Source organism: Sphingomonas psychrolutea, assembly GCF_014636175.1.
Classification (GTDB): Bacteria; Pseudomonadota; Alphaproteobacteria; order Sphingomonadales; family Sphingomonadaceae; genus Sphingomonas; species Sphingomonas psychrolutea.
Genome location: NZ_BMDW01000002.1, coordinates 1 through 26,469, shown reverse-complemented (window position 1 = coordinate 26,469; position 26,469 = coordinate 1). Strand labels below are relative to the sequence as shown.

General features: G+C 64.4%; 23 protein-coding genes and 1 pseudogene. 16 read left to right on the top strand and 8 right to left on the bottom strand.

Features of this window, described 5'->3' with window-relative positions; genetic code table 11:
- Window positions 1–19 precede the first annotated feature (19 nt).
- Complete coding sequence (locus tag IEV62_RS01665; protein ID WP_188445044.1) at window positions 20–637, top strand: glutathione S-transferase family protein; 618 nt, start codon at window positions 20–22, stop codon at window positions 635–637.
- Here IEV62_RS01665 and IEV62_RS01660 read toward each other — a convergent pair.
- Entirely contained in the window at window positions 628–1,536 is a 909-nt protein-coding gene (locus IEV62_RS01660; protein ID WP_188445043.1) for a LysR family transcriptional regulator, read from the bottom strand. The two genes, IEV62_RS01665 and IEV62_RS01660, sit on opposite strands and share 10 nt — an antisense overlap.
- 113 nt (window positions 1,537–1,649) lie before the next feature.
- Between IEV62_RS01660 and IEV62_RS01655 the strand changes: the two genes are divergently transcribed.
- The 5 genes from IEV62_RS01655 to IEV62_RS01635 all read left to right on the top strand — a co-directional run bounded on the left by IEV62_RS01655 (window position 1,650) and on the right by IEV62_RS01635 (window position 4,427).
- A complete protein-coding gene (locus tag IEV62_RS01655; RefSeq protein WP_188445042.1) occupies window positions 1,650–2,201 on the top strand; it encodes a carboxymuconolactone decarboxylase family protein in 552 nt (183 codons plus the stop codon).
- 23 nt (window positions 2,202–2,224) lie between these two features.
- Entirely contained in the window at window positions 2,225–2,692 is a 468-nt protein-coding gene (locus IEV62_RS01650) for a DUF4437 domain-containing protein (protein ID WP_188445041.1), read from the top strand.
- A gap of 60 nt (window positions 2,693–2,752) precedes the next feature.
- Window positions 2,753–3,358 (top strand): pyridoxamine 5'-phosphate oxidase family protein, encoded by a 606-nt coding sequence (locus tag IEV62_RS01645; protein ID WP_188445040.1) that lies wholly within the window; start codon window positions 2,753–2,755, stop codon window positions 3,356–3,358.
- Window positions 3,355–3,819, top strand: a complete 465-nt coding sequence (locus IEV62_RS01640; RefSeq protein ID WP_188445039.1) for a nuclear transport factor 2 family protein — start codon at window positions 3,355–3,357, stop codon at window positions 3,817–3,819. The genes IEV62_RS01645 and IEV62_RS01640 overlap by 4 nt, the downstream gene beginning before the upstream one ends.
- Window positions 3,820–3,896: 77 nt before the next feature.
- Window positions 3,897–4,427: a phosphoribosyltransferase family protein gene (locus tag IEV62_RS01635; protein WP_188445038.1), complete on the top strand. Its 531-nt coding sequence runs from the start codon at window positions 3,897–3,899 to the stop codon at window positions 4,425–4,427.
- A gap of 10 nt (window positions 4,428–4,437) precedes the next feature.
- Here the strand turns inward: IEV62_RS01635 and IEV62_RS01630 are convergent, their stop codons facing one another.
- Window positions 4,438–5,448: a YncE family protein gene (locus IEV62_RS01630; protein ID WP_188445037.1), complete on the bottom strand. Its 1,011-nt coding sequence runs from the start codon at window positions 5,446–5,448 to the stop codon at window positions 4,438–4,440.
- Between the two features lie 186 nt (window positions 5,449–5,634).
- Here IEV62_RS01630 and IEV62_RS01625 point away from each other — a divergent pair, with 186 nt between their 5' ends.
- The 5 genes from IEV62_RS01625 to IEV62_RS01605 are packed head-to-tail and all read left to right on the top strand — an operon-like array spanning window position 5,635 to window position 12,994.
- Complete coding sequence (locus IEV62_RS01625; protein WP_188445036.1) at window positions 5,635–6,312, top strand: response regulator transcription factor; 678 nt, start codon at window positions 5,635–5,637, stop codon at window positions 6,310–6,312.
- On the top strand, window positions 6,305–7,633 hold the full coding sequence (locus IEV62_RS01620) for a HAMP domain-containing sensor histidine kinase (protein WP_188445035.1): 1,329 nt from the start codon (window positions 6,305–6,307) through the stop codon (window positions 7,631–7,633). The genes IEV62_RS01625 and IEV62_RS01620 overlap by 8 nt, the downstream gene beginning before the upstream one ends.
- Window positions 7,630–8,913 (top strand): TolC family protein, encoded by a 1,284-nt coding sequence (locus IEV62_RS01615; protein ID WP_229732753.1) that lies wholly within the window; start codon window positions 7,630–7,632, stop codon window positions 8,911–8,913. The genes IEV62_RS01620 and IEV62_RS01615 overlap by 4 nt, the downstream gene beginning before the upstream one ends.
- Window positions 8,910–9,944, top strand: a complete 1,035-nt coding sequence (locus IEV62_RS01610) for an efflux RND transporter periplasmic adaptor subunit (RefSeq protein WP_229732752.1) — start codon at window positions 8,910–8,912, stop codon at window positions 9,942–9,944. The genes IEV62_RS01615 and IEV62_RS01610 overlap by 4 nt, the downstream gene beginning before the upstream one ends.
- A complete protein-coding gene (locus IEV62_RS01605; protein ID WP_188445034.1) occupies window positions 9,941–12,994 on the top strand; it encodes an efflux RND transporter permease subunit in 3,054 nt (1,017 codons plus the stop codon). Before IEV62_RS01610 ends, IEV62_RS01605 begins: the two co-directional genes overlap by 4 nt.
- Window positions 12,995–13,174: 180 nt before the next feature.
- Here IEV62_RS01605 and IEV62_RS01600 read toward each other — a convergent pair whose 3' ends face one another.
- Both IEV62_RS01600 and IEV62_RS01595 read right to left on the bottom strand, forming a co-directional pair.
- Window positions 13,175–13,864 carry a phosphatase PAP2 family protein gene (locus IEV62_RS01600; protein WP_188445033.1) on the bottom strand — a complete coding sequence of 230 codons (690 nt, stop codon included), beginning with the start codon at window positions 13,862–13,864 and terminating at the stop codon, window positions 13,175–13,177.
- Window positions 13,864–16,167, bottom strand: a complete 2,304-nt coding sequence (locus IEV62_RS01595; protein ID WP_188445032.1) for a TonB-dependent receptor — start codon at window positions 16,165–16,167, stop codon at window positions 13,864–13,866. The genes IEV62_RS01600 and IEV62_RS01595 overlap by 1 nt, the downstream gene beginning before the upstream one ends.
- 209 nt (window positions 16,168–16,376) lie before the next feature.
- Here IEV62_RS01595 and IEV62_RS01590 point away from each other — a divergent pair, with 209 nt between their 5' ends.
- Complete coding sequence (locus IEV62_RS01590) at window positions 16,377–16,760, top strand: response regulator (RefSeq protein ID WP_188445031.1); 384 nt, start codon at window positions 16,377–16,379, stop codon at window positions 16,758–16,760.
- Window positions 16,757–19,093 (top strand): sensor histidine kinase, encoded by a 2,337-nt coding sequence (locus IEV62_RS01585; protein ID WP_188445030.1) that lies wholly within the window; start codon window positions 16,757–16,759, stop codon window positions 19,091–19,093. The genes IEV62_RS01590 and IEV62_RS01585 overlap by 4 nt, the downstream gene beginning before the upstream one ends.
- Here IEV62_RS01585 and IEV62_RS18340 read toward each other — a convergent pair.
- The 4 genes from IEV62_RS18340 to IEV62_RS01565 are packed head-to-tail and all read right to left on the bottom strand — an operon-like array spanning window position 19,090 to window position 22,110.
- Window positions 19,090–19,257 (bottom strand): hypothetical protein, encoded by a 168-nt coding sequence (locus IEV62_RS18340; RefSeq protein WP_188445348.1) that lies wholly within the window; start codon window positions 19,255–19,257, stop codon window positions 19,090–19,092. The genes IEV62_RS01585 and IEV62_RS18340 overlap by 4 nt on opposite strands.
- Window positions 19,258–19,282: 25 nt before the next feature.
- Entirely contained in the window at window positions 19,283–21,079 is a 1,797-nt protein-coding gene (locus IEV62_RS01575; protein ID WP_188445029.1) for an IlvD/Edd family dehydratase, read from the bottom strand.
- Between the two features lie 11 nt (window positions 21,080–21,090).
- Window positions 21,091–21,315 (bottom strand): hypothetical protein, encoded by a 225-nt coding sequence (locus IEV62_RS01570; RefSeq protein WP_188445028.1) that lies wholly within the window; start codon window positions 21,313–21,315, stop codon window positions 21,091–21,093.
- A 30-nt stretch (window positions 21,316–21,345) separates the two neighbouring features.
- Complete coding sequence (locus tag IEV62_RS01565) at window positions 21,346–22,110, bottom strand: FadR/GntR family transcriptional regulator (RefSeq protein WP_188445027.1); 765 nt, start codon at window positions 22,108–22,110, stop codon at window positions 21,346–21,348.
- A 110-nt stretch (window positions 22,111–22,220) separates the two neighbouring features.
- Here IEV62_RS01565 and IEV62_RS01560 point away from each other — a divergent pair.
- The 3 genes and pseudogenes from IEV62_RS01560 to IEV62_RS01550 form a co-directional block, all read left to right on the top strand.
- Window positions 22,221–22,823, top strand: a pseudogene (locus tag IEV62_RS01560) (aldehyde dehydrogenase family protein); the annotation flags it as partial.
- 608 nt (window positions 22,824–23,431) lie between these two features.
- Window positions 23,432–25,348 carry a methyl-accepting chemotaxis protein gene (locus IEV62_RS01555; RefSeq protein ID WP_188445026.1) on the top strand — a complete coding sequence of 639 codons (1,917 nt, stop codon included), beginning with the start codon at window positions 23,432–23,434 and terminating at the stop codon, window positions 25,346–25,348.
- Between the two features lie 10 nt (window positions 25,349–25,358).
- On the top strand, window positions 25,359–26,399 hold the full coding sequence (locus tag IEV62_RS01550) for a chemotaxis protein CheW (protein ID WP_188445025.1): 1,041 nt from the start codon (window positions 25,359–25,361) through the stop codon (window positions 26,397–26,399).
- Window positions 26,400–26,469: the final 70 nt, after the last annotated feature.

Below are 26,469 nucleotides of genomic sequence, written 5' to 3'. Positions count from 1 at the left end.
GAAATTCAGGAGAATTTGCATGATCGATATCTATGCCTTTGCCACCCCGAACAGCGTCAAAGTCCCGATCGCGCTCGAAGAGCTCGGGCTCGACTACACGCTCCACGCGGTCAACATTCGCAGCGGGAGCCAAAAGGAGCCCGCTTTCGTGGCGCTCAATCCGAACGCCAAGGTACCCGTTTTGGTGGATGGCGATCTGACGCTGACCGAAAGCGCCGCGATCCTGGTCTATCTGGCGGAGAAGACGGGGAAACTGCTGCCGGTCGCCGGGCCGGGCCGGGCTCGCGTCTTCGAACAGCTGTTCTTTCATGCCTCGGGCCTCAGCCCCGCCTTTGGCAATGTCGGATTCTTCCGCAAATTCGCGCCAGAGCCGATCCCGCTCGCAATCGAGCGCTTCGGGAACGAAGCCGTGCGGATTGTCGGGGTGCTCGACGCGATCCTTGCCCGATCGCCCTTCGTCGCGGGGGACGCGCTCAGCATCGCCGATATCGCGCATTTCGGGTGGCTGTGGCGGAGGGCGTTTGCCGAGGTTTCGCTCGACGCTGCGCCGAACGTCGCGCGCTGGTATGCCGATCTCGAAGCGCGCCCGGCGTTCCAGCGGGGCATTGAACGGACCGCGGCGCTCGCTCAGGCGTAGGTGTCCTCGATCTGGTCCAGCGCAATTTTGAGGCGCGGCGCTACGAAGTCCAGAAAGGCGCGCAGCTTGACCGGCAACAGCGGTTGCGGCGCATGGACCAGATGCACCGGCAAGCGATCGACCGTGTCCTGCAGCAGCAGCGCGACCAGCTGACGATCGGCGACGGCGCGTGATGCCTGATAGGACATGACTCGGGCGATCCCGAGCCCTGCCACTGCCGCTGCGATCACAGCATCGGCGGTGTTGACCGAAAAGCGGGGGCGGATGGTGACGGTCTGCGCACCTGCGCCAAACGGCCAGCTTCGGTAGGTCTGCAGCCCCTCAAACGCGATGCAGTCGTGCGCGCTCAGCGCGGCGGGTGTGGCGGGCTCCCCGCGTCGGCGCACATAGTCGGGACTTGCGCAGATCACCCAGCGGACCGCGCCGACACGGCGTGCAACCAGGCTGCTATCGGGCAATTTGCCGATCCTGAGCGCGACGTCGACGTGGTTCTCGGTCAGATCGACCAGCGCGTCGGACAGGACCAGCCGGACCGAAACCTCCGGATACCCCCCCAGAAAATCATGAATGATCGGGGCGACGTGCAACGCGCCGAACAGGATCGGCGCAGTGACGAGCAATTCGCCACGCGGTGCGCGATATTCGCCCGATGCGGCGCGCTCCGCCTCCACCATTTGCTCGATCACGCGCCGCATCGCGGTAACATACGCCGCACCCGCTTCGGTCAGGATGAGTTTGCGGCTGGTACGGATGACAAGCTGCGTGTCGAGATGCGCCTCAAGATCGGACACGCGGCGACTGACCGTCGGCAAGGGCAGCGCCATGCTGCGCGACGCAGCCGACAGGCTGCCCCCATCCACAGCGGCGAGCAGCGTTCGGATGGCCTCGAACCGGTCCATAAACCTCTCATAAAGCGGAAGGGTGAGTTGTGAAAGTACCGGATACTGGGTGAAAGCGGAAGGTCCTATTTCTCGGCCATGGCCAGTCCCGGCCGTGACCAAGGAGCCAGTCCATGTCCCGCATCGCCACCCCCGCTACCATCGCCGACGCCCCCGCCAAATCGCAGCCGCTGCTCGAAATGGTCAATGCGCAGCTCGGCGTCGTCCCCAACATGTTCCGCCTGATTGCGAACAGCCCCGCCACGCTTGAGGGGTATCTCGGCATTGGCGCCGCCCTCGCCAAGGGTGCGCTGCCCGCCGCCACGCGCGAGCGGATCGCGCTCGCCGTCGCGGAGGTGAATGGTTGCGACTATTGCCTGTCGGCGCACACCTATCTTGGCCGCAACCTCGCCAAGCTCGACGATGCGGAAATGACCGCCAACCGTTCGGGCGCGTCGAACGACCCCAAGGCCGATGCCGCCGTGCGCTTTGCCGCAACGCTGGTGCGCGAACGCGGTCAGGTCGGCGCTGCCGATCTCTCGGAGGTCAAGCTCGCCGGGTATAGCGATGGCCAGATCCTCGAGATTTTCCTCCACGTCGCGCTCAACACCTTCACCAATTACGTCAACGAAGCGCTGAAGACCGAGATCGACTTCCCGGTCGTTACGGCCCGCAAGGCCGCCTGAGCCGGGCAGGGAGGAGCATCGTCATGATACGCACCACCGCTTTCCGCACGGCCATCGTCGCATTCGCGATCGGCCTTTCCGGCCTTGCCAAGGCACAGGACGCGCCTACCCACCCGGTTCACGAAACCAACTCGGTCAGCATCCCGGCCAAGGATATCAAGTTCTTCAAGGCCGGAGTGAAGGCGGCCGCCGGCGAACTCGAAGCTGGTCCGGCTTATGGCAATTTGCAGACCGGCCATCACGGCACTTTCATCCATATGCCCGCTGGTTTCATCAGCGCGGTTCACACGCATACCGAGGATTATTATGCGGTGGTGGTGAAGGGCGTGGGCGCCAATGATCCGGTCGGTGCCAAGCCGAAGCCGCTCGCGGTCGGCTCCTATTGGTTCCAGCGCGGCGAGGAGGATCATGTCACGCGCTGCCTGTCGAAGACCGACTGCCTGTTCTTCATCGTCCAGCCCGGCAAATTCGATTACGTTGCGGCAAAGTAGCCGAGTTGCCCCGGGGAAGCAGCGCTTCCCTGGGGCACCCCATTTCCGGGAGCATTTCGCATGACACCCAGCAGCGACATTGCCTTCACCCCCACCGTGAAAGCGTTGCAGAGCGAACGCGGATCGCGCGCTGCTTATGCCAAGATGGAGGCGCGCGGCGGTTTTCGCGAGCAGATCGACGAGACGCTGATCGCGTTCCTTGCGCAAGTCGACACCGCCTATCTCGCGACCGCGAACGCCGCCGGACAGCCTTACGCCCAGCACCGCGGCGGACCCAAAGGGTTCATCCGGGTGCTTGGTCCGCGCACGCTCGGCTGGGCCGACTATGAGGGCAATCGCCAATATGTCTCGACCGGCAATTTGGCCGAGAATGACAAGGCGTTCCTGTTTCTGATGGATTATGCCCATAAGCGTCGAATCAAGCTGTGGGGGCGGGCGCGGATCAGCGACGATCCCGCGACCATCGCGCAATTGATGCCAGAGGGATATCGCGCGCAGGGCGAACAGGCGGTGCTGTTCGAGATCGAAGCGTGGGACGTCAATTGCCCGCAACATATTCCCCGCAAGATCGACATTGCCGATGTCGAATCGGCGCTTGCCGGTCTGCAGGCCCGGATCGCCGAGCTCGAAGCCGAAAATGCCGCGCTCAAAGGAATTACGCCATGAGCCGCCCGCCGCTGCCGCCCTTCACCGATGAAACCGCCGCGCAAAAGGCGCGGCTGGCGGAGGACGCTTGGAACAGCCGCGATCCGGCGCGCGTCGCCTTGGCCTATACCGTCGACAGCCAGTGGCGGAACCGCGCCGAGTTCATCGTCGGACGCGACGCGATCGAAGCCTTTCTGGCGCGCAAATGGGCGCGCGAGCTCGATTATCGCCTGATCAAGGAGGTCTGGGCGCACGCCGGCAACCGCATTGCGGTGCGTTTCGCGTATGAATATCGCGACGACAGCGGTCACTGGTTTCGCGCATACGGCAATGAAAATTGGCAATTCGATGCCGACGGGCTAATGGAACGCCGCATCGCCAGCATCAACGAACATCCGATCGCCGAAACCGAGCGTGCATTCCACTGGCCGCTCGGGCGTCGCCCCGATGATCATCCGGGATTGAGCGCGTTCGGATTCTAACGCCTAGCGCGGCAGTTGCCCGGATCGGAGCGCCCCGGTACGCGGCGTTGTCCTCTCGCCAACGGAATCATCGCATTATGGGCACCGCCGCCGAACCGCAGCTCTATTATGTGACCGATGCCGACTTTTTGCGCGACGTCCGCGCCGTGGTGCGCAGCGTTGTCGCGGATGGCTGGAAGCCCGATTTCGTCGTTGGCGTCGGGCGCGGCGGACTCGTCCCGGCGGTCTATGTCTCGCACGCGCTCAACGTCCCGGCGCTTTCGGTCGATCATTCGTCGAAGGTCGCCGCGTTCGGGACCGAATTGCTCGGCAAGCTCGCCGCGAAAAGCGCGGCCGGTACGACGCTGCTGTTCATCGACGACATCAACGATAGCGGCGGCACGATCGACGAAATTCGCCGCCTGCTGGTCGATCATGGGTGCGACGCGAGCAAGATCCACTTCGCGGTGCTGCTCGACAACATCCGCTCAAAAGCGCGCGTCGAGTATCGCGCGCAAGTGATCGATCGCGCCGAAGACAAACGCTGGTTCGTCTTCCCGTGGGAGGCGGTCGGCACCGCCGAGACGATCGTCGCGGAAGCCGTGTCGGTGCCGCACCGCCTGGCGTGAACGCCCGCGCTTACCCGCGCTTGACGACGAGGACATGGAACGACCCCGCGACTGGCACGGGCCGACCGCCTGCCGTCGCTGGCGGAGCGAAGCGCGCGGTCGGCAAATACAGCGTTCCGTCGGCGGGATCGATCGCGCCGGTGCGCGCGCCGACTTCGGTCTTGATCGTCTGTACGACCGTGCTGCCCCCGGCGGTGTCGAGCGCGATCACCGCCAGCGTGCCATCCTTGCCGCACGGAATGAAGGCGAGACGGCGGGCGGAGTCCATGATCACCGCGTCGGGCCCGAGCCCGATAGCGAGCAGCTTGACCAATTTGCCCGTCTTCGTGTCGACCAACGCGGCCTTACCATTGCCGCACGCGCTCAGAAGATAGCCGGTCTTGGCATCGAAGCCGAGCCCGGTCGGGCCGGTACAGCCCGGCAAGGCGATCGCGGGACCCGCTTTGCCGGTTGCTAAGTTCGCCGTCTCGATTTCATTTTCATCCTCGTTATTGACGTAGAGCGTATCGCCCGCGCCAAGCACGCCGAACTCGAGGCCGGGCTTCAACACGATCGTGCCGGTCACCTTGGCACCGGCGACATCGATCAGCGAAACCGTCCCGGCCTTGGCGTTCATGACGACCGCGCGCTGTCGGGCCGTATCGTAGAGGGCCGCATCCGGGTCGCTGCCGACTGCGATCTTCGCGCGCTCGGTCCCGTTATTCAGGCCGAAAAGGCGGACGCTGTCATCGCGCCCGCTGGTAACGAGCAGCGTCGTGCCGCCGGGAATCGGCACCACGGCATGCGCCTTCATGATCGAACCGAACGAGCGCACCGCATCGCCATGCAGCGGATCGATCTCGGTCACGACATCGCCGTGCGCGATATAGATGCGGTGCGTCGCGGGATCGACCTGGACATAGTCCCATCCGCCGTCCGGCCCGGCAATGCTGCGCTCGGTCTTGTAAGTGGGTGCCGGGGCTGCAGCCATCGCTACCCCTGCGGCGAGGGTGACGAGCAGACAACGGGCGAAATGCGGCATCGGGAGCCTTTCGGACAGGGAGACACGCTGCGTCTTTGCCGGACGCCACGGCTTGCGGCGAGGCCGAAACGCCGATCGGGCGCGAGGTTGGGATCTTTCATAAATCGACCGGCCAAATTCCCCTGCGTTAACGAACATTGGGAAATCCTATGCGCATCGCACATCGAGGCGCGCTATGGACGGCGGATGCATGTGCTGCTTGCCGAAGACGATGTCGAAACCGCGGGATTCATCGCCGATGGGTTGCGCGCGCTCGCGCACGGCGTGACGCATGTCACGACCGGCGACGCGGCGTTGCAAGCGACGATCGACGGCAGTTTCGACGCCGTCATCCTCGATCGGATGCTTCCGGGGATCGAGGGTCTGGAGGTGCTGCGTCAGCTCCGGGCGCGGTCCAACCGCGTGCCGGTCTTACTGCTGACCGCGCTTGGCGGCATTGCCGACCGGGTCGACGGGCTGGATGCCGGGGCGGATGATTATCTGGTCAAGCCGTTCGCTTTGGTCGAGCTGGCCGCGCGGCTGAATGCGCTCGCGCGGCGTTCATCTGGGGCCGATGCGCCGACCCGGCTCGAGGTCGGCGATATCGTGCTCGATCTGTTACGACGCGACGTAACGCGCGCCGGTCGGACGGTGTATCTGCAACCACGCGAATTTGCGCTGCTGGAGCAACTGATGCGCCATGCCGGACGGATCGTGACGCGCACGATGTTCCTCGATCTGGTCTGGGGCTTTCACTTCGATCCGCAAACGAACATCGTCGAAAGCCATCTCAGCCGCCTGCGCACCAAGCTGCGCGAAGGCTTTACCGACGATCCGATCGAGACAATTCGCGGATCGGGCTATCGGATGCGCGTCGATGCTTAAGGTCAAGTCCAGCGCGGCCTATCGTATCGCCATTACCTATTCCGCCGCTTTCGCGCTGGCCGTCGTTCTGCTCGGCGCCGCGATGTACCAAGTGGCCGATGCGGATTTCCGACGCCAGCAGGATGGGCTGCTCAAACAGGAAGCGGCAAACCTTGCGCAGGAATATGACGAAGGGGGATTACCCGATATCGTCAGTGCGATCGAAACGCGCGAGGCCGGAAGCTCGATCAAAGCCTTTGGCTATGCGCTGTTCGATCATTCCGGCCGACGGATCGCGGGGGCGCTCGATACCGCCCGACCGACGCTCGGGCTGGGCATGATCGCCTTCCGCGATCCGATCGAAGGCCCCGACAGCGCCCGCGCCGATGCGCGCGATTTGCGCGACGGCTATCGCCTCGTTGTCGCGCGCGATACCGAAATTATGGAAGGCATTGATCGCACGATCGTCCTCCTGTTCGGCAGCGCGTTCGTTTTGGTGATCGCGTTCGGCGTGGTGGGCGCGTTGGTGTTGGGCGGCTATCTGCAAAAGCGGCTCGACGGGATCAGCGGGGTCGCGCGTGCGATCATGTCCGGCGATATGGCGCAGCGCGTGCCGGTCGGCGTGCGCGGCGACGAATTCGACGCCGCCGGTGCGGCGCTCAACACGATGCTCGATCGGATCGGGCAGTTGATGGACAATCTGCGCCAGGTATCGAGCGACGTGGCGCACGATCTGCGCACGCCGTTGCTGCGCTTGCGCAATCAGCTCGAGCAAGTCGGCACGGTCGAGGGGGCCGCCGCCCGCGCGATCGAGCAGGGCGATGCCGTGCTCGCCTTGTTCGCGGCGCTGCTCCGCATCGCCGAGGTCGAGGGTGGCGGGCTCACGCGCAGTTTCGTGCTGGCCGATGTCAGCGCGCTCACGATCGACATCGCCGAGAGCTTCGCGCCCGCCTTTGCCGATGGCGGTCGTCGTCTCACCTGGTCGGTCGCGCCGGGGATCGCGGTGCTCGGCGAGCGCGAACTGATTGCGCAGGCGCTGGTCAATCTGCTCGATAATGCCCGCCTGCACACGCCGCCGGGGACGCGGATCGAGATCAGGCTTGTTGCGGATGACAGGACGGCGCAGCTGTCGGTGGCCGACAACGGAGCGGGCGTGCCGGTCGCCGATCATGCGCGCATTCTGCAACGCTTCGCGCGCGGCGAGGCAAGCCGGACGACGCCGGGCAATGGGCTAGGCCTCAGCCTGGTTGCGGCAGTGGCAGCGGCGCATGGCGGGAGCGTTGCGGTTGCCGATAACGATCCGGGCTTGTGCGTCACGCTGACCTTCCCGAAAGTCGCATGATGAAGCGGTTGCTGATCCCCTTGCTGCTGCTCGGCGGGTGTGCCGCCTACACCCCTGATCCGCTCGCCACCACGCCTGTCGAACGCGCGAATCCGACGCCGGTCAGCATCGATCTCGCGCAACCGCTCGATGGTAACGCCTTGGCGACGCTGGTGGTGCTCGCCAATCCCGATCTGCGCGCGGCGCGGGCGCGGGCTGGGGTTGCCGACGCGCAAGCTTTTGCCGCGCGGCTGCTGCCCGATCCGACGCTGAGCTTTGGTGTCAGCCAAGTGCTCGCCGGGCCCGATCCGTTGCTCGATCTGACGAGCGCGCTCGGCTTCGATCTCAACATGCTGCGCACGCGCGGTGTTCGCTTGGCGCAAGCGCGCGCCGCGGCGCAGCAAGTGCGGCTCGATCTGGCGTGGAGCGAGTGGCAGACGGCGGGTCAAGCGCGGCTGCAAGCGGTGCGCATCATCGCGCTCGAACGCGGCGTCGGACTGACCGCTGCGTCGCGCGACATGGCGCGGTCGCTGCTCGACCGCACGACGCGGGCGGCGGGGCGCGGCGATCTCGCGGCGGACCAAGTGCAGACCGCGCGGCTCGCCGCCGCCGATGCCGAGGTCAAAGCGCGCGGCACCGAGAAGGACCTCGCCACGGCGCGCTTCGAACTGACGCGGCTGCTGGGTTTGCCGCCGACCGCGATCCTCCGCCTCGCACCGATGCAGGATGGCGATCGCCCGCTCGACTCGGCACGGCTGTTCGAGATCGCGCGCACCAACCGGACAGATTTACGCGCGCTGGAAGCGGGCTATGCTGCGCAGGAGGCCGTGGTGCGCAAGGCGGTGCTCGACCAGTTTCCAACGCTTGGCCTCAGCATCGGGTCAAGCCGCGACACGTCGGGCAATGTTATCGTCGGGCCGTCGGTCGATTTCACGCTGCCGCTGTGGAACCGCAATCGCGGCGGCATTGCGGTTGAGCGCGCGACCCGTACTGCGCTCAAGGCCGAGTATGATGCGCGGCTGTTCCAGACGCGCGCCCAGATCGCGGCGGCCGTTGCGGGGATCACGATCGCGCGGCGGCAGCGCGACGCGGTGCTGCGCGATGTGCCCGCCGCGCGCCGCTATGCCGAGGCGACGCGGCGCGCGGCGACGCGGGGTGATCTGTCGATCGCGACCGCCGAGACCGCCGAGCAAGCCGAACGCGACAAGCAGGCGCTGCTCTTGCAAAGCGAGCAGGACATTGCCGAACAAATGATTGCGCTGGAATTGCTCACCGGCACGCTGAGAGAGGCTTGGACGTGACCCCGAAATCGATCGTTTTGTTTGCGGCGCTACTGTTCGGTGCCTGCTCGGGGAGCGCCGGAGAGGAAGAAACCACGACCGCACCGGTCGCGCTCGTGACGCTGGCGCGCGCCGAGCCGGGAGCGCTGGCCGAGCAAATGACGCTCTACGGCATGGCCGAGGCGGGGCCGGGCGGCAGACTGACTTTGGCCGCACCGGCGGAGGCGACCGTCGTCGCGATCGTCGCCCCCGTCGGAACGCGCGTTGCCGCCGGCGCGGTGGTCGCCCGGCTCGCCGCATCGCCGACGACGCGGGTCGATCTGGTCAAGGCAGGGAGTGACGCGCAGGCCGCCAATGCCGCGCTTGCGCGTGCCGAGCGGCTAAAGGCCGATGGTCTGGGCAGCAATGCCGAAGTCGAGACGGCACGCGCGGCGGCGACCAGCGCCAATGCCACACGTGCCGCGATGACCGCGCGCACCGGCGGGCTGACGCTGCGCGCGCCAGCCGCCGGAATCGTCGAGACGGTGACGGCGGCACCGGGCGACCTCGTCCCGCCGGGCGCGGCGCTCGCGACGATTACGCGCGCGAGCGATCTGCGCGCACGCTTCGGGGTTGATCCCGCGCTCGCCCGCAGCTTGCGTCCGGGCACGGTGTTGCACGTTACCGCCAGCGGAGCGGCAGCGTCGTTCGATGTTCCGATCGAGACCATCAATCCCGCAGCCGACGCGCAGACGCGGCTCGCCTCGGTGTTCGCGCGACTTCCCGCGAGCACGGGCATCGGCGCGGGTCAAACGCTGAGCGCGACCGCCGACGGCGCGGCACCGGGCGCCGGGGCTGCGCAGTTGACCATCCCCTATGCCGCGTTGCTCGATGACGGCGGGCAGGCCTATGTCTATGTCGTGTCGGGCGGGGTCGCGCATCGCCGGGACATCACCGTCGGCGCAGCACGCGGCGACCGCGTCGCAGTATTGGGCGCGGTGCGGGCAGGGGAGGCGGTGATCGTCGCCGGAGGGACTGCGGTCGAAGACGGCATGAAGGTGCGGACCAAGTGATTTCTGCGATCGAGCGGCACGCCCGCGCCTTTTGGCTGGCGGCGGTGTTGGTTGTGCTGGGTGGGGTGTTTGCGGCGACGCATTTGCCGGTCAGCCTGTTCCCGCACATCGATTTCCCGCGCGTCGTGGTCTCGATCGATGCGGGCGAGCGCGACGCGACGCAAATGGCGGCGGAGATCACTCGCCCAATCGAAACTGCACTGCGCAGCGTTCCCGGAGTCACGCGGATTCGCTCGACCACCAGTCGCGGCGCGGCCGAGGTTGCGCTCGATTTTCCGTGGAAGCAGGACATGGTCGCCGCCACGCTCGCGACGCAGGGTGCGCTCGCGACGGCGCTGCCCGATTTGCCTGCCGGGACGCGCTTCGAGGTCCGTCGCTCCGATCCGACGATCTTCCCGGTGCTCGGGATCGCGCTGACCTCGGCGTCGCTCGACCAGAATGCGCTGCGCCAAATTGCGGAGCTGCAAGTCCGCCCGGCGCTCGGCGCGGTGCCGGGGGTTGCGGGGATCGACATCCTCGGCGGCGCACCGCGGGAACTTGCGGTCGATGTCGATCCGGCGAAGGCGCAAGCGCTCGGCCTCTCGCTCGATGCGATCGCCGCTGCGTTGGGCAAGGCGAACAGCGTCACCGGCGTCGGACGGCTTGAGGATCGGCACCGGTTGTATCTTGTGCTGGCGGAAAACCGGCTGAGCGGTATCGCCGATCTCGCCGCGACGCCGGTAAGGGCTGGCGGCACGGCAGGGGCCGGCCTCGTCACGCTGGGTCAAATCGCCGAGATCCATCCGTCGGTCACGCCGGGTTTTACCAAGGTCACGTCGGGCGGACGCGAGGCGGTACTGGTCAACATTCGCCAGTCGCCCGACGGCGACAGCGTGCGGATCGTGCAGGAGGTCGATGCGCGACTGAAAGCGCTGGGATTGCCGCCGAGCGTGACGGTCACGCCGTTCTACGACCAATCCGAACTCGTCTCCGCTGCCGCCGATGCGGTGCGCGATGCGATCCTGCTTGGTGCGGTGCTGGCAGGCGTCGTGCTGTTCGTGTTCCTGCGCTCGGGGCGGCTGATGCTGATCACGGGGCTGATGCTCCCCGCGGTGCTCGCGGGGACGTGCCTGTTGCTGTTCGCATTCGGTATGAGCTTCAACATGATGACGCTGGGCGGGATGGCGGCGGCGGTCGGGCTGGTGGTCGATGATGCCGTCGTCATGCTCGAACACATCATGCGGCGCTTGCAGGAGGGGGCGACCAAGGTCGCCGACGCTGCCGCTGAAATGGCACGCCCGTTGTTCGGGTCGACCGCAGCGACGATCGTCGTGTTCACCCCGCTCGCCTTTGTCAGCGGCCTGACAGGCGGGTTCTTCAAGGCGCTGGCGCTGACGATGGTCGCGGCGCTGGGGCTGTCGCTGCTGTTCGCGCGCTATTTGCTGCCGCTGGTCGCCGCGCGCTGGGTGCGGCCCGCCGACATTGCGGCGGCGGACCGGGCGGGGGCTTCGCTCCACCGGCTCGACCGGATCAATGCCCGTGCCGCCGAACACACGCTCGCGCGACCGGGGCTGTTCGTCGCCTTGCTCGGCATCGGCATGGCGGTGCTCGGCGTTGCAGCGTGGAGCCATGTCCCATCGGGTTTCATGCCCGCGATGGACGAAGGCGGCTTCATTCTCGATTACAAAGCGCAATCCGGCGCAGCCTTGTCCGACACCGACCGGCTGCTGCGCCAGGTCGAGCAAATCATCACCGCGACGCCCGAGGTCGCGAGCTATTCGCGGCGGACCGGCGTGCAGCTTGGCGGCGGCTTGAGCGAGGCCGATGAGGGCGATTACTTCATCCGGCTGAAGGGCGGATCGCGTCGGCCGATCGAAGCGGTGATGGCCGATGTCCGCCAGCAAGTGCAGGCGAGGGTTCCCGGCCTCGCGATCGAGACCGCGCAACTGATGGAAGATCTGATCGGCGATTTGACCGCCGTGCCGCAGCCCGTCGAGATCAAACTGTTCGGCGACGATCCCGCCGCGCTGAAGGACGCGGCCAAGCGCGTCGGCGCGGGAATCGCGAAAGTGCCGGGGATTGTCGAAGTGGTCGACGGCCTGCGCGTGGCTGGCGATGCACTGGTGGTGAAGGTCGATCCGGCGACAGCGCTGCTGCACGGGCTCGATCCGGCGGCGGTCGCAAGCCAGCTCGACGCGCTGATCGGCGGCGCGGTGGCGACCAAGGTCCGGATCGGCGAGCAATTGGTGACCGCGCGAGTCCGTGCGCCGCTTGCGCTGCGCAGCCGAGCCGCCGATCTGGCGCAGCTCCCGCTGGTCGCGCCCGACGGGCATGTGGTGCGGGTTGGGCAGATCGCAAGCGTCTCGGTTGCGGCTGGCCAGGAACAGATTACGCGCGAGGATCTCGCACCGTTCATCGGCGTGACGGCGCGGCTGGAGGGGCGCGATCTCGGGTCGGGGATGCAGGACGTGCGCCGCGTCGTGGCGGCGCTGCACCTGCCCGCCGCGATCCGTGTGGCCTATGGTGGGCTCTATGCGCAGCAGCAGCAGAGCTTTGCCGATTTGACGATCGTGTTCGTCGCGGCGCTGCTGCTGACCGCGCTGTTGCTGACCTTCCTGTTCGAACGGCTGAGCTGGACGCTCGCGGCGATCGCGACGGTGTTGCTGTCGGCGGCGGCGGTGTTGGGCGGGCTGTGGCTCACCGGGATCGAGCTCGACATTTCCGCGCTGATGGGGCTGACGATGGTGATCGGGATGGTGAGCGAGTTAGTTATTTTCTTCCTCGCCGAATTGCCGTTGGATGCACCAGTCGACGTCGCGGCACTGCGGGAAGCAGGAGCGAAGCGGCTACGCCCGATCCTGATGTCGGCGCTGATCGCAATCCTGACGCTTGCCCCGCTCGCCCTCGGCATCAGCCGAGGCGCAGGACTGCAGAAACCGCTGGCGACCGCGATCATCTTCGGGCTGACCGCTGCGGTGCCGCTGGTGCTGCTGTTCCTCCCCGCGATGATTGCGGTTCTGGGGCGGCGTGGGGCTTCGGGCCATGAGCGCGCTGCAATCAGCGCGACCTGAACGCTCCGTACATGCATGAAAGTGCCATTACGGCGTAAAGCGCCCCGCCCAGCACGAAACCTGCGGGATCGTCTGCATAGGCCGCCCAGTGCAACTTAAACGGCATAGACCTCGTGATGAGACCAGTTGCGAGGAGACCAACTGAAGCCAAGGCTCCGACAACAAACCATCTCCGCCGTGTCACCTGGCCACCCCGGCCGTGACCAACTCCCGTCGCGCGGCGTCGAATGCGGTGCGGAAAACGGGCTTGGCCATCAACCGCTCGGCGATCAACAGCCCAAGCATTTGCCCGGCGCTCACGTCGCTGCGGAAATGCTGTTCGCACACGATCCGGCTCTGGCCATAGCGCGCCGCGCGGGCGAGCAGGGCTTCGGCCTTCTCCGGGACCAGTCGCGCAAGCGTCTCGGCCATCGAGAAGGCCATCGAGGTATGGCCGCTGGGATAGCTCGACAGCGGATCGTCATTGCGCTTGCACGCCTTGAGCGTCGGATCGGACACATAGGGCCGCGCGCGGCGGAAATGATCCTTGCCGCGGTCGACGGTGTCTTTCTCGCTCGCGCGCACCAGCGCCATCAGCGCGGCGGTTGCGGGCAAGTGCGCGAGATCGAATTTTGGGCCGAGGACGACCGCGAAAATCGTCGCATTCTTGGTGTCGCCGTCCAGCCGCGCATCGGCTTCGGTGGCGGCATCGCGTCTCTCGAACGCGCGGAGTTCGACGAGTTCCGCCGCCGCTTGCGGGCTGTCAGTGGCAGGCGGGGGCGGCAACACCAGCGCGGGATCAAGATCCCGCGCGGTGAGCAGCGATTGGGTCTTCGGCGCAGGGGCCGCAGCGAGGCAAAGCAACGCTGCGGCGATCAGTCCCCGTTGCATCAGAATTTGTACGTCACCTGGCCCGTGATCGCGCGGCCCGGCTGGTAATAGATTTGCGAACCCGAGACCTGATTGACCTTCTGCGAATCGAGGAGGTCGGTCACGTCGAGGCCGACGCGGAACGGCCCGACATCGTAGCTCGCGGCGAGGTTGACGGTGTTGTACGGGCTGATCCGGATCGTGTTCTTGAGGTCGGCATATTGCGCGCCGGTCCATTTGTCGGTGAGCGAGAAGCGATACGGCCCACGCTTGAACAGAACGCCGCCCGCCGCCGTGGCGAATGGTGCCTTGCCGATTGCGGTGCGCGGCACGCTCAGATTGGTGACCGGGTCGATGTAGACGGTCGTCTTGGCATAGTTACGCGACGCGTTGGCGAACACCGCGATGCCGTTGCCAAACGCATAGGTCGCTTGCGCCTCGACACCCTTATACAGCGCGCCGCCGATATTGGTGAAGATCGTCCCCAGCCCTTGGCCCGACGTGTCGGTATAGCTATAGAATTTGTTGGTGAAATTGATGACGTAGACATCGGCATCGAGCGACAGATGGCTGCCATGATAGACCGCGCCAATTTGATAATTGGTCGATTTCTGCGGCACCGCGTTCGAGAAAGTGGTGTTGGCGACGTAAAGCTGGCTGAGCGCCGGGGCGAGGAAGCCCTTGGCATATTGGCCGTAGACCGACAGGTTCGAGACCGGCTGATAATTGATCGTCACGAACGGCAAATCGGCGCTGTAATCGTTCGCATTGCGCTGCGCATAGCGCGTCGTCTGATTGTAGGTCGCGTCGATCTTGCGACCGAAATCGACATGCTTGAAGCCGGGCGTGATCTTTAACCCGGCGATCGGGCGCAGTTCGAGCTCGACGAATTCCTCGGTATGGTTGCCTTGCGAATTCTGGTCGAACTTGATGTTGCGCGGCGTCACTTGGCCGGGGTTCACGCCCGTTGCCGGTGCCGTGACCCCCTTTTCGATATAGTTGGGGAGACCGGTGGTGAGGTCGACGTCGCGTTGCTGGCGATAGGTGTTGCTGAATTCGAGCCACGCACCAACGGTCAGCGTCGCAAACGACGTCAGATCGGCGCGTAGCTTCATGATATCGCCGAACACGCGATATTTGTTGGTCTTGGTATAGCCGGGAATGTTTCCATTCGGCGTGGCCGGCGCAGCACCGCTCGGGTTAGTCGTCGTCGTGTAGATCGCGCCCGGCAGGGTTGTCACGTCGTTCGCCGACAGCGTCTCATTGTCGTAATAATAGGTGTAGGCACGGTTTTCGAACACGACGCCGGGGGCGAGATTGGCCTCGAGCTTGACGAGTTCGAAATCGGTCGTCTTCACGGTGCGATTATAGCCATAATATTCCGACGTTTTCGGATCGGTGTTCAGCGCATAATATTTGCCGAACAAGGCCTGTTGCCCGAGCGTCGAGCCGTCACTGTCGGCCTGGTTGAAGTGGTTCTTGTTATAGGTGCCGAGCAGCGTGAGCGTCACGTCGGGACCGATCGGGACGATGACCTTCCCGAACAGATTGTAATTTTCATATTTGGAATAGCTCGAGCGACCGTCGCTATGGACGTACTGCCCGGTGAATACCGCGCTGGCACCACCGAGCTTGTCGATCTTGCCGGTCTGCACGATGGCGCGGCCGAGATAGGTGTTGAAGCTGCCATAGGTCGCTTCGAGCGAACCGCCGAACGTGTCGCGCGTGGCGCGGCTGAACAGGTTGAAGGTGCCGCCGAAGGTTGCCTGACCCAATTGGCTGGCATTGCCGGGGCCGCGATCGACGACGAGCGTCTCGATCGTGTTCGACGGGAAGAAGGTGGTCGAATGGTGCGTCGGATCGTTGGTGTCGCCAAACGGTACGCCGTCATAGGTGACGTTATATTCGCCGTCCTGGAAGCCACGGATCTGCGCCTTGGATTCAGAAAGGCCGATGCCGTTATTACCGCCATAGTTCGACACGCTCGGCGTGATCAGCGCGATCTGGTTGAAGTCGGCGGTTGCGGGGAGCGAATCCTCGATGAACGAGCGCGACACGATTGCCTGCGGCTGCGTTGTCTGGAGCGAGGCGGTGACTGGCGCGAGTTCGTTGGCCTTGGTGGCGGTCACGACGATGTCGGAGCCTTCGGCGATGTCGCTCTTCTGCGTCTGGTCCTCGGGGGCAGGCGCAGTTGCATTTGCAGCGGGTGCGGCGGGAGCGGCGGGAGCGGTTTCGGCTTGTGCTGCACTGGCGGCAAACGCTGCGATCAGCGCGAGCGCACTGACACTGCCACGGCGCGAGTGCGCCTTGGTACGATTCAACATGATGATTTCCCCTTGAGCGGTGTCCGTCCCGTTGCCGCATGCGCTATGAGCGACCTGTGACAGTTTCGTTGCGAAACCGGGTCAATTGCGAGATTGGGAATTTGTAACCTTAGGACACCGGCGCGTGTCTAAGGGGTTTCACGTAAGTGACCCGTTACGCTTCGGTAACTAGCCATGGTGAATACTATGCACTGTGGCGGGAACATCACATGCGCGTCCTTCTCGTCGAAGATGAACCCGCCGTCCGTGAAGAGCTCTGCGAATTTCTCGCATTGCGGGGGTATGATGTCCGCTCGGTTGCCGACATGCGCGAAGCCGAGCGGGTGCTGCACGAGCCTTGGTTGCCCTGTGCATTGATTACCGACTTTCGCCTGCCTGGGGGCAGCGGTCTCGATCTTGTGCGCGCGCTCCGGCGCGATGAGGATCTTCGGGTCAACGTCACCCCGATCATCATGATGACCGGGCACACCGATCTCACCGATCAGGTACGCAATGCGCTGGATCATGAGCGGCTGCCGATGCTGATCAAGCCGTTTGATGCGGTGATGCTGTTGTCGATGCTGGGGCCGCCCCAGCCATACGAACCGCTATGAAAGCGTTGCAGGACATCGGCCTCGATCCTAGCGCGGCCAGCCACACCTGCACCTCTCCCGGATCGGCCCGCGGATGGTTCGTACTCGCGCTGCTGCTCGGCGTCAGCCTGGCGGCGAGTTCATTACGGATCGTTCTTGCCCCGGGGTTCGAACTCTATCTTGGACCCTTTTTCTACCTGATTGCCTATCGCGCTGGCGGTCTGAAACTCGCACTTGGCGTAGCGCTATTGGTGATGGTGCCGTCGTATTTCTGGTGGGGACATATTATTTCCATCGTCCTCGCGGTTGCGCATGTGCTTTTTATCGATCGGTTCGGGCGGGGCCACAATCTGACGGTGCCAACTCTGGCGTTTCAAACGACGGTGGGGGCTGCGGGCGTATATTTGTTTCTCAGCCTGTATTACGGCGCACCCGACGTCGTCATCGCGTTGAATTTGATCCGCAAGCTGCTGAATGACGTCCTCATGGCGACGCTGGCGGACCTCGTTTGCTCGGTCACGGGGATTGATTTGGCGCGTGGCGCGATTATCCGCCGCAGAACAGTGCATCTCGCAAGCGTGCTGCCCGCCGCCGTCACTTTAATCGCCATTTGCTCATCCGTCGCACTTTTTGTCGCCGAGGTCAGGCGGTTTCCCGAGGACTTTGCTCGCTCGCGCGCTGAGGTGATGGAGCGCGCCGAGCTGGAAATTCGCCGGGGCACCCCAGCGGTTGGTGCCGTGCTTCTGCCATCCGCGCCGAATGATAGTCTGCGCTTGCCGGACATGATGATAGCGCCACAAGCGGAGCAGCTGCTGCGCGCGAATGTCATGAATCATCTCGGCTGCACCCGAATTGACGACGGCTCTCCCGTCACCGGCCCGAACGACCGCAATACGTTCGCCTTTTGGCTTGCCGCCTGTCAGCTTGGCCAGGTCAGGGTCGGCCGCCAGGACTATGCCTATCTGTACGCGACCAGATCGCTGGCGGAGCGCGGGTATCGCGACACGCTGTTGGAAATGACTGGGCCGGGTATCATCCTGATCCTGTCGCTCCTGCTTCAATTTTTGCTGACCCGGAGCGTGAAGCATTCGATTCTGGCATGGCGGCACGTTGTAGAAGCGTTCGGCAGGCCGGGAATCTCGCAGCCGATCGGCCCGATGTTCTATGAGTTCGAAGGTCCGCTTGCCGCGATCATCGATGCGAACAATCGGTTTGCAAGCTTGGTCGACGAGCGGCGTCGTCTCGCAGATGCGACACGAGAGCTGAAGGCCGAGATGGATTTGCGCCTGGTGACCGAGATTGTCTTCGATCGCGAACGGGGCGTGCTGCGGATGCGCGAGATCAATATCGACAGCCCGGCGCGGCTCGAGACGATCGCGGTTCATCCGAATGACTGTCTGGCGCTCAGCGGGATAGCATCCGAGGACGACGCCTTTGCCGAGTTTCGCATCGATGGGAGCGCCGGCGACGATTGGTATCTCCTTTCGGTGCGTGGCTTGGAAGAGCCTGGATGCTGGCGTTCGGGGTGGATCGTGCGTTTGCGACAATCGAAACTGGCCAATGACCGTCTGCTGCAACAGGCGCGCCTGATCGAACTCGGCGGGATGGCATCGGCGCTGAGCCATGAACTAAAACAACCGCTGTTCACCATCTCGCTGTCGGCGGAGAACGGTCGCTTGCTGATCGGCCAAGGCACCGACGCGGGCGTGACGGGGGCCAGCGCCAAATTCGAACGGATCATCGAACAGGTAAGCCGCGCGAGCGACATCATGGCGCGAATTACTCGCTACTCCCGGGTTGAGGATAATGATCCCCACCCCGTCGATCTGGGTGAAGTCATCAACACAGCGCTCATCTTGATGCGACCGCTCATGATCCAGAAGAACGTTCGCGCGCGCGCGGATACGCCGGCTTCCTTGCTCGTGTTGGCACCGCGCGTTGGCATCGAGCAATTGCTGGTCAACGCGGTGCAGAATTCGGTCGACGCCATCGCTGCGCGACGGGACACGGAGAATAACGGACTCGACGGCGAAATCCTGGTCACGGTGACGAACGACGATCTCGGCGTCCATATCTCGATTACCGATAACGGCACCGGACTGGTCGAGATCGATCCGGAACTCGCCTTCGGCGCGTTTGAGACCACCAAGCCCGCCGAAAGCGGCACCGGACTTGGCCTTTATATTTCACGTCAAATCGTCATGAAAATGTCGGGACAAGTCCGTATTCAGTCGGTCGCGCCACCGGGCAAAGGCGCGGTGATGACGATCGACTTGCCGACGCGGATCATCGCCAAACCAAAGACTATTCGGGGAAAACGGGTGCGCGGCAACGCCGCTTCCGACCGGAACTAGCCGAAAAACCCGTGCGTGGCCAACCCCGTCGCGCCCGCATCGACCTCGAACAGCGCGCCGTGATTGGGAGGTAGCCGGTTGAGCGCGGGGGCCAGGATATCGACCCAATCGAACGCCCAGTCGCGCGGCGACCACCAGGCACCTTCGCCCAATTGGTCGTGCACGTGGAGTTCCGCAGTGCCGGATCCCTCAATGATTGTCGCGCGGCAGTCCCTGGCGCTGGGCGATGCGCTGATATTTCTCGGCACCTTCAAGGATTGCGCCGGTATTGAGTTGACCGACGATCGCGCGCTGGATTTCCTGCCACGGCGTTTGCGACGCGGGATAGGCATAGCCACCCTTCGCTACCAGCGCCGCACGCCGCGCCGCCAGTTCTTCGTCGGACAATGCGACGTTCACCGTACCCCGCCCCAGATCGACGCGCACGCGGTCCCCGGTTTGCAGCAAGGCAAGGCCGCCCATCGCAGCTGCTTCAGGGCTGGCGTTGAGGATCGACGGACTGCCGCTGGTGCCCGACTGGCGGCCATCGCCAATGCAAGGCAAAGCGGCGACGCCCTCGGTGATCAAATAGGCAGGTGGGCGCATGTTGACGACCTCGGCCGCGCCCGGATAGCCGATCGGCCCGGCACCGCGCATGAACAACAGCGTCGCGGAAGTCATCCCCAGCGCGGGGTCGTCGATCCGGCGATAATAATCCTCCGGTCCGTCGAACACGACAGCCGGCCCCTCGAACGCATTGGGGTCGTCGGGATTGGACAGATAGCGCGCGCGGAACGCCGCATCGATCACGCTGGTCTTCATGATCGCGGCGTCGAACACATTGCCCGACAGGACCAGGAACCCGGCATCGGTCAGCAGCGGCGAGTCAAAGTTGCAAATGACCTTGTCATCTTCGATCGTGGCGTCACGGCAATTGTCGCCGATCGTGCGACCGTTGACCGTCATCGCGTCTTCGTTGATCAGACCCTGGCCCATCAACTGCGCGACCACCGCAGGAACGCCGCCGGCGCGGTAAAAATCCTCACCGAGATAATCGCCGGCGGGTTGGAGATTAACCAGCAACGGCACTTTATGGCCGATCGTCTCCCAATCCTTGAGCGGCAGATCGACGCCGATATGGCGCGCGATCGCGGACAGGTGGATCGGCGCGTTGGTCGATCCCCCGATCGCCGAATTGACTACGATGGCGTTATGGAACGCTTCGCGGGTGAGAATGTCGGAGGGCTTCAGATCCTCGGCGACCATCGCGACGATGCGCTTGCCGGTGCGATAGGCGACCTCCTGGCGGTCGCGATACGGAGCGGGGATCGCGGCGGACCCCGGCAGCATCATGCCCAAGGCCTCAGCCAGCGCGTTCATCGTGCTCGCGGTACCCATCGTGTTGCAATAACCGGTCGACGGCGCGGAGCTTGCCACTAGCTTGATGAAGCCCTCATCGTCGATCTCGCCGGTGGCGAGCAATTGCCGCGCCTTCCACACGATCGTGCCCGATCCGGTGCGCTCGCCTTTGTGCCAGCCGTTGAGCATCGGCCCGACCGATAGCGCAATCGCGGGCAAATTGACCGTCGCGGCAGCCATCAGGCAGGCGGGTGTGGTCTTGTCGCAGCCGGTGGTGAGCACGACGCCGTCGAGCGGATAGCCGTACAGCGATTCGACCAGCCCGAGATAAGCGAGGTTGCGGTCGAGCGCCGCGGTCGGGCGCTTGCCGGTTTCCTGGATCGGGTGGACCGGGAATTCGAGCGCGATCCCGCCCGCCTCGCGAATGCCCTCGCGGATCCGTTCGGCCAGCACGAGGTGGTGCCGGTTGCAGGGCGAAAGATCGCTGCCGGTCTGCGCGATGCCGATGATCGGCCTCCCCGAGCGCAGCTCCTCGAGGCTCAGCCCGAAATTGAGATAGCGTTCGAGATACAGCGCGGTCATGTCGATATTGTCGGGATTGTCGAACCAGGCGCGCGAACGAAGCTTGGGGGCGGGGATATCGGTCATGAAGGGTTCCGTCACGGGCAAGGGGAAGCCTGAATGGAGCTGAGGAGGCGCTGGGCAGGCGGCCGGGCGCCGACACGCGTTGAGCAGATGATCGGATTTCGCTGAGACACGCCGACCTCCCGTGACGCGGATGCCATCGACGCATCCTTATTGCGTATATAGTCCGACAAATAAATCGAGCGCAAGCCGGTCGAAATGCCGGCGGGCACGCGCCACGGATCGATGATCGAGATCATCGCGCACCGAATTTGGCTTGATCGTGATTGCTACCCTCGACTCATCGCTGCGCGGGTATCGTCGAGCGCAAGATCGACCAGCACGCGCATCGCCTGGCTCGCCTCGTTCGCATCGCCAGCGGCGATCGCTTCGTAGACGCGCAGGTGATCGGGCAGCGCATTGCGTGGCAGCGTTCGACCGCGCTGCTTGAACTCGGTGGTCAAATTGACCGCTGCGCCGATGCTCGCGCTCAACGTCAGCAGCGCATCGTTGCGCGTTGCTTGCAAGATTGCGGTGTGGAAGTCGCGGTCGGCCGCGCGACCCAGCTCGGTTGACACCGTATGGCGACGCATTTCGGCGAGTGCGTCCTTCATCACCTTCAGATCCACCTTGTCGCGGCGTTCGGCGGCGAGTGCGGCAGCGGCCGGTTCGACGATCGCACGCAGCTCGAACAAATTACGGACGAAATCCACGTCGGGCTCGCCGGCGAATGCCCACGCCAGGACGTCGGGATCAAGCAAGTTCCAGCGGCTGCGTGGCAGCACGCGCGTGCCGGTCTTGGTGCGGCTCTCGACCAGCCCCTTGGCCGTCAACACTTGCACCGCTTCGCGGTACGCGCTGCGGGAGACCTCCAATTCCTCGGCAAAGGCGATCTCGCCCGACAAGATATCACCAGGGGCATATTCGCCCGCGAGGATTGCAAGGCCAAGTTTGTGCGCCACCGCGCCGTTCAGGCGACGGCCGGTGCCGCGCGGCTTGCGCGTGGGGTTGACCGGAGGTTGCTTCGGATCGCCGCCGGTACTGTCGTCACGCATTCCTCAACCCTCCAACCCGCATCCGTAACAGGGCCGTCCCCAAGTCCAAAAGACAAATCATTGCGTTTCGCTCGGCTCAATCATATGTCCGAGTAATCCAGGAGAGTGATATGACCGCCGATTCCGCCACGAGCGACCGCGCTGACAACAGCTTCCGCTCGGTTGTCGCCGAGACCGGCGAGCCCGTCGGCGCGGCGTTTGCGACGCATGGTCCGGTCGATGTCGCGGCGGCCTGCGCGTCGGCCGAGGCCGCGTTCGATACGTACCGCGCGTCCGACCGCGAGACGCGTGCGCGCTTTCTGGAGCGGATCGGCGAGGAGATCGTCGCGATTGGCGACGATCTGATCGTTGCCGCGATGCGCGAGAGCGGCCTGCCGCGGGCGCGACTGGAGGGCGAACGCGGGCGTACCGTCGGGCAGTTGAAGCTGTTCGCCGGCGTCGTGCGCAGCGGCGCGTGGCTCGGCCTTCGCGTGGACCCCGCCATGCCCGAACGCCAGCCGCTGCCACGCCCCGACCTTCGCCTGCGGATGATCCCGCTCGGGCCGGTTGCGGTGTTCGGCGCATCGAATTTTCCGCTCGCCTTTTCGACCGCCGGTGGCGACACCGCCTCTGCGCTGGCGGCCGGGTGTCCCGTCGTCGTCAAGGGCCATGCGATGGTGCATGGCGGACCCTATCCCGCCACCTCGGACGCACGCACGACCTCGGTCGGCAGCTTGGCGATCGATCGCTTCCTGCGGCCGGTATCCTACCAAAATCTGGCGCAAGGCGTGTTGCCGCCCGAACTGCGCGACGCCGCCGCGCAGGACGGCGTCCCGTGCTTACGCGATGGAACGCCTTCGCTCGGTTGAGCCCAAACGGCGCGACGCTGCGGGGAAAGCCCGCTTTGTCGGGCGCGAGCACCTCATATCCAGCGCGTCGGCTGATCGCGGCGCGGCTCTTTTCAGGGACACGCCGCCAGTCGGTCTATGCCATTTTCGTGCGGGCATGATTTTCGGCGCGACGGCCATGCCCGATCGGGTCGGTTCCAATCGGCTTTGCGGAAGGGCACCCGACTTGGCCGCGACATCGCCTGGTGGCCGTATCCGGTGTGTGGGTCAGCGCATAAATATAAAATGACGACGGCAAAATCCGTAATTTCATCGTACAAATAAAAGATCGCTGATGATCGCCCACGGCTCAAAAAACTATTTTACACCGCGAAACACGCGACAAAAAAACATGATCTATATTGATATCGGGCCGCACAAGATTTCTATGGCTCGATCAAAGATCCAGCGATTCAGCGTTATTTTTTAATCATCATAAGCCGGGAAACTTTTGCATGGCACTTGTCAAGAAAGCCGTCACGTCTGCCTCGAACCATGCAGACGCGCGGCCATCGACGGCCATCGTCCGCGATGCCGATGCCCAACGCAAGCGCGCGCGGACCTTGGCCAAGCAGCAACAAGTTGCCGAGCGCATCGCCGCCGCGACTGGAGTGTTGTCCTCGGGCATCAACGAAGCAGCTTCTGCCGCCGAGCAATTGAAGCGCGCGTCCGACCAGATCGCCAATGGCGCCGAAGTCGCCTCGACCGCTGCGCAGAATTCGCTCGAGGCGTTTCAGCGCGTCACCGGGGCAATCACGCGCCAGCTGCTCAATGCCGATGCGAGCCAGGCCAAAGGCGAAGTGTCGCAAGTCGTCATCGCCCAGACCGGCGCCGAAATCGCCAACATGATCGCCAACGTCGCCGTCGCCTCGCACCGTCAGATCGCTTCGGTGGCGATGGTCGTCGAGCTCGAAAAGCAAGCCGCCAACATCGGTGACATCGTCAAGGCGGTGGCGCGGATCGCCGACCAGACCAATTTGCTCGCGCTCAACGCTGCGATCGAGGCCGCACACGCTGGCAAGCACGGCAAGGGCTTTGCAGTCGTTGCCGACGAAGTGCGTACGCTGGCCGAAACATCGGAGACGAGCGCCAAAAAGATCCAGGACTTGATCGAGCAAATCCAGCTCGACGTGAAATCGATCGCCGGCGGAATCAACGATTCGGCCCGCGCGGTCGAACAGGAAGTGGAAAAGGGCAAGACCATCACCGAACAACTTGAACAGATCCGGCTCGATTTCGCCGAGATCGTCCGCGGCGTGCAGGAGATCGCCGCCGGAGCCGCCCAGTCCAATACCGCCGCGCAGCAAGCGCTCAAGGGCACGCAGGACATTGCCGCCGCCGCCGAAGAGCAATCGGCCGCGGCCGAGGAAACCGCCAAGACCGTCGCCGAGCAAAGCCAGGCGCTGACCGAGTGCGAGCAGGCTGCGCATACCATGTCCGAATTGGCCGAGGATTTGAAGAACTCGTCCGACGTCGCCAAGAGCGCCGAGGAAGTCGCTTCGGCGGCCGAGGAACTCTCCTCGTCGGTGCATGAGATCAGCCGATCGGGCACGCAAATCATGGCGGCGATTGAGCAGATCCGCAAAGGTGCCGAAGTCCAGTCGGCCGGCACCGAGGAAGCGTCGGCGGCGACGAGCTTGATCGAAAAGGGCGTCGAAATCGCCCAAGCGCTGGCCACCGTCGGCGCGCAAAAAGTCGCCGCGATCCGCGACTTGCTCGCCATCAACAAGACCGCCGTCGATGCCATGCTGATGGGCATTTCGACCTCGGCCGCCGCGTCGCGCGCCAGTATCGACCAGATGCAGGAACTCGAACTGGTGTCGCGACGGATCGACAAGATTGTCGACGCGATTTCGACCGTGTCGATCCAGACCAACATGCTGGCCGTCAACGGCGCGGTGGAAGCGGCGCGCGCGGGCGAGTTTGGCAAGGGCTTCGTCGTCGTCGCCACCGACATCCGCAATCTCGCGCATGACTCGGCTGAAAACGCCGATCGCATCAAGGATCTCGTCCGGGCAGTGCAGGACCAGATCGGCGTGGTGGCGCGCGATCTCAACGAAATCGTCGCCTCCGCTTTGAGTGAGGTCGAAAAGGCGAAGGCTTGCACCGCCAACCTGGTGATCATCGAAACCGATATCGGCGTAATGGAAACCGGCACGCAGGAAATCCTCGCCGCATCGACCGAAATTTCCACGGCGATCGCGCAAGTGAAGAACAGCGTCGAGCAAATCTCGGCTGCCGCCCAGCAAGCTGACAAGGCCGCGACCGAAGCGGCGAGCGAGGCGCAGCAGCAATCCGAAGGGGCCGAGCAGCTGGCGGCGGCGATCGAAGAGATCGCAGCGCTCGCCGACGAACTTCAAAGCGCAATCTGAGGATTATCTGATGACTGCAACCAAGGAGCGCGTGACCGCAACGCGCAGCATCGATGAAACCGATGCCGAGGAGTCGAACATCCGCCAGTTTGTGACCTTCGTCGCCTGTGAGGAGGTGTTCGCGATCGACATGGCCCCGGTGCGCGAAATCATCCGGCTGCCCGATGTGGTACGGGTGCCACTCGCCCCCGCCACGCTCGACGGGCTCGCCAATTTGCGCGGTCGTGTATTGCCGATCGTCTCGCTACGCCGATTGCTCGGTTTCCCCGATCATGCGCATGACGAGGCGACACGCGCCATCGTTGTCGATATCGACCAGCCGATCGGCTTCGTGGTCGATCGCGTCGCCACCGTGATCGGCGTCGATCCGGCGCAGATCGAAGCGATCGGTGCCATGAGCAGCACGATCGATACCGCGTTGCTGTCGGGCATCATCAAGGATGTCGGCGGTCATGCGATGATCATGGTGCTCGACATCAGCAAGCTGATCGACGCCGAATTCTCGGAAATCGCGGGCAGCGGCGCGCCGTCGACCGGCAGCCGCACCACCGCCCGGCACGCCGAAACCGATGCCGATGCCGATAGCGATGTCGGCGACGAACTCCAACTCGTGAGCTTCGAAGTCGACGGCCAAGAATATGCCTTTGCGATCGGCGAAGTGCAGGAAATCGTCCAGGTGCCCGAGGCGATCGTGCATATGCCGCGCTCGCTGGCGCATTTGGTCGGCGTGACGACACTGCGCGGCCGGCTGATGCCGGTGGTCGATCTGCGCGTGATCTTCGGCCTGACGCACCGCCCGCTCGACGATTCCAGCCGGATCATCGTCGTGTCGGCCGCCGGGGCGACGATCGGGGTCGCGGTCGATGCCGTCAACGAAGTGCTCCGCGTCGCCCGGGCTGATGTCGGCACCGTGCCCGCGCTGTTCGGCACGGCAGGGAAATTATCCGACATCACCGCGCTGTGCCAGCTCGATGGCGGCAAGCGCCTCGTGTCGGTGGTCGCCGCCGAAAGTCTTTTTGAGTTGCTGCCGGTCCCATGGACACCAAGTTAGACTACATGAGCCTGCTTCTCGAAGTCCATGGGGCTGAGATAGCCCAAGGTCGAGTGCCTGCGTGTGGGAT

Excerpts from the sequence above, each read along its gene's own strand:
- IEV62_RS01550 (WP_188445025.1), top strand. The coding sequence starts at position 25,359 with ATGACTGCAACCAAGGAGCGCGTGACCGCAACGCGCAGCATCGATGAA.
- IEV62_RS01655 (WP_188445042.1), top strand. The coding sequence starts at position 1,650 with ATGTCCCGCATCGCCACCCCCGCTACCATCGCCGACGCCCCCGCCAAA.
- IEV62_RS01595 (WP_188445032.1), bottom strand. The coding sequence starts at position 16,167 with ATGTTGAATCGTACCAAGGCGCACTCGCGCCGTGGCAGTGTCAGTGCG.
- IEV62_RS01665 (WP_188445044.1), top strand. The coding sequence starts at position 20 with ATGATCGATATCTATGCCTTTGCCACCCCGAACAGCGTCAAAGTCCCG.
- IEV62_RS01635 (WP_188445038.1), top strand. The coding sequence starts at position 3,897 with ATGGGCACCGCCGCCGAACCGCAGCTCTATTATGTGACCGATGCCGAC.
- IEV62_RS01575 (WP_188445029.1), bottom strand. The coding sequence starts at position 21,079 with ATGACCGATATCCCCGCCCCCAAGCTTCGTTCGCGCGCCTGGTTCGAC.
- IEV62_RS01590 (WP_188445031.1), top strand. The coding sequence starts at position 16,377 with ATGCGCGTCCTTCTCGTCGAAGATGAACCCGCCGTCCGTGAAGAGCTC.
- IEV62_RS01650 (WP_188445041.1), top strand. The coding sequence starts at position 2,225 with ATGATACGCACCACCGCTTTCCGCACGGCCATCGTCGCATTCGCGATC.
- IEV62_RS01600 (WP_188445033.1), bottom strand. The coding sequence starts at position 13,864 with ATGCAACGGGGACTGATCGCCGCAGCGTTGCTTTGCCTCGCTGCGGCC.
- IEV62_RS01640 (WP_188445039.1), top strand. The coding sequence starts at position 3,355 with ATGAGCCGCCCGCCGCTGCCGCCCTTCACCGATGAAACCGCCGCGCAA.
- IEV62_RS01625 (WP_188445036.1), top strand. The coding sequence starts at position 5,635 with ATGCATGTGCTGCTTGCCGAAGACGATGTCGAAACCGCGGGATTCATC.
- IEV62_RS01565 (WP_188445027.1), bottom strand. The coding sequence starts at position 22,110 with ATGCGTGACGACAGTACCGGCGGCGATCCGAAGCAACCTCCGGTCAAC.
- IEV62_RS01555 (WP_188445026.1), top strand. The coding sequence starts at position 23,432 with ATGGCACTTGTCAAGAAAGCCGTCACGTCTGCCTCGAACCATGCAGAC.
- IEV62_RS01570 (WP_188445028.1), bottom strand. The coding sequence starts at position 21,315 with ATGATCTCGATCATCGATCCGTGGCGCGTGCCCGCCGGCATTTCGACC.
- IEV62_RS01630 (WP_188445037.1), bottom strand. The coding sequence starts at position 5,448 with ATGCCGCATTTCGCCCGTTGTCTGCTCGTCACCCTCGCCGCAGGGGTA.
- IEV62_RS01615 (WP_229732753.1), top strand. The coding sequence starts at position 7,630 with ATGATGAAGCGGTTGCTGATCCCCTTGCTGCTGCTCGGCGGGTGTGCC.
- IEV62_RS01585 (WP_188445030.1), top strand. The coding sequence starts at position 16,757 with ATGAAAGCGTTGCAGGACATCGGCCTCGATCCTAGCGCGGCCAGCCAC.
- IEV62_RS01620 (WP_188445035.1), top strand. The coding sequence starts at position 6,305 with ATGCTTAAGGTCAAGTCCAGCGCGGCCTATCGTATCGCCATTACCTAT.
- IEV62_RS01645 (WP_188445040.1), top strand. The coding sequence starts at position 2,753 with ATGACACCCAGCAGCGACATTGCCTTCACCCCCACCGTGAAAGCGTTG.
- IEV62_RS01660 (WP_188445043.1), bottom strand. The coding sequence starts at position 1,536 with ATGGACCGGTTCGAGGCCATCCGAACGCTGCTCGCCGCTGTGGATGGG.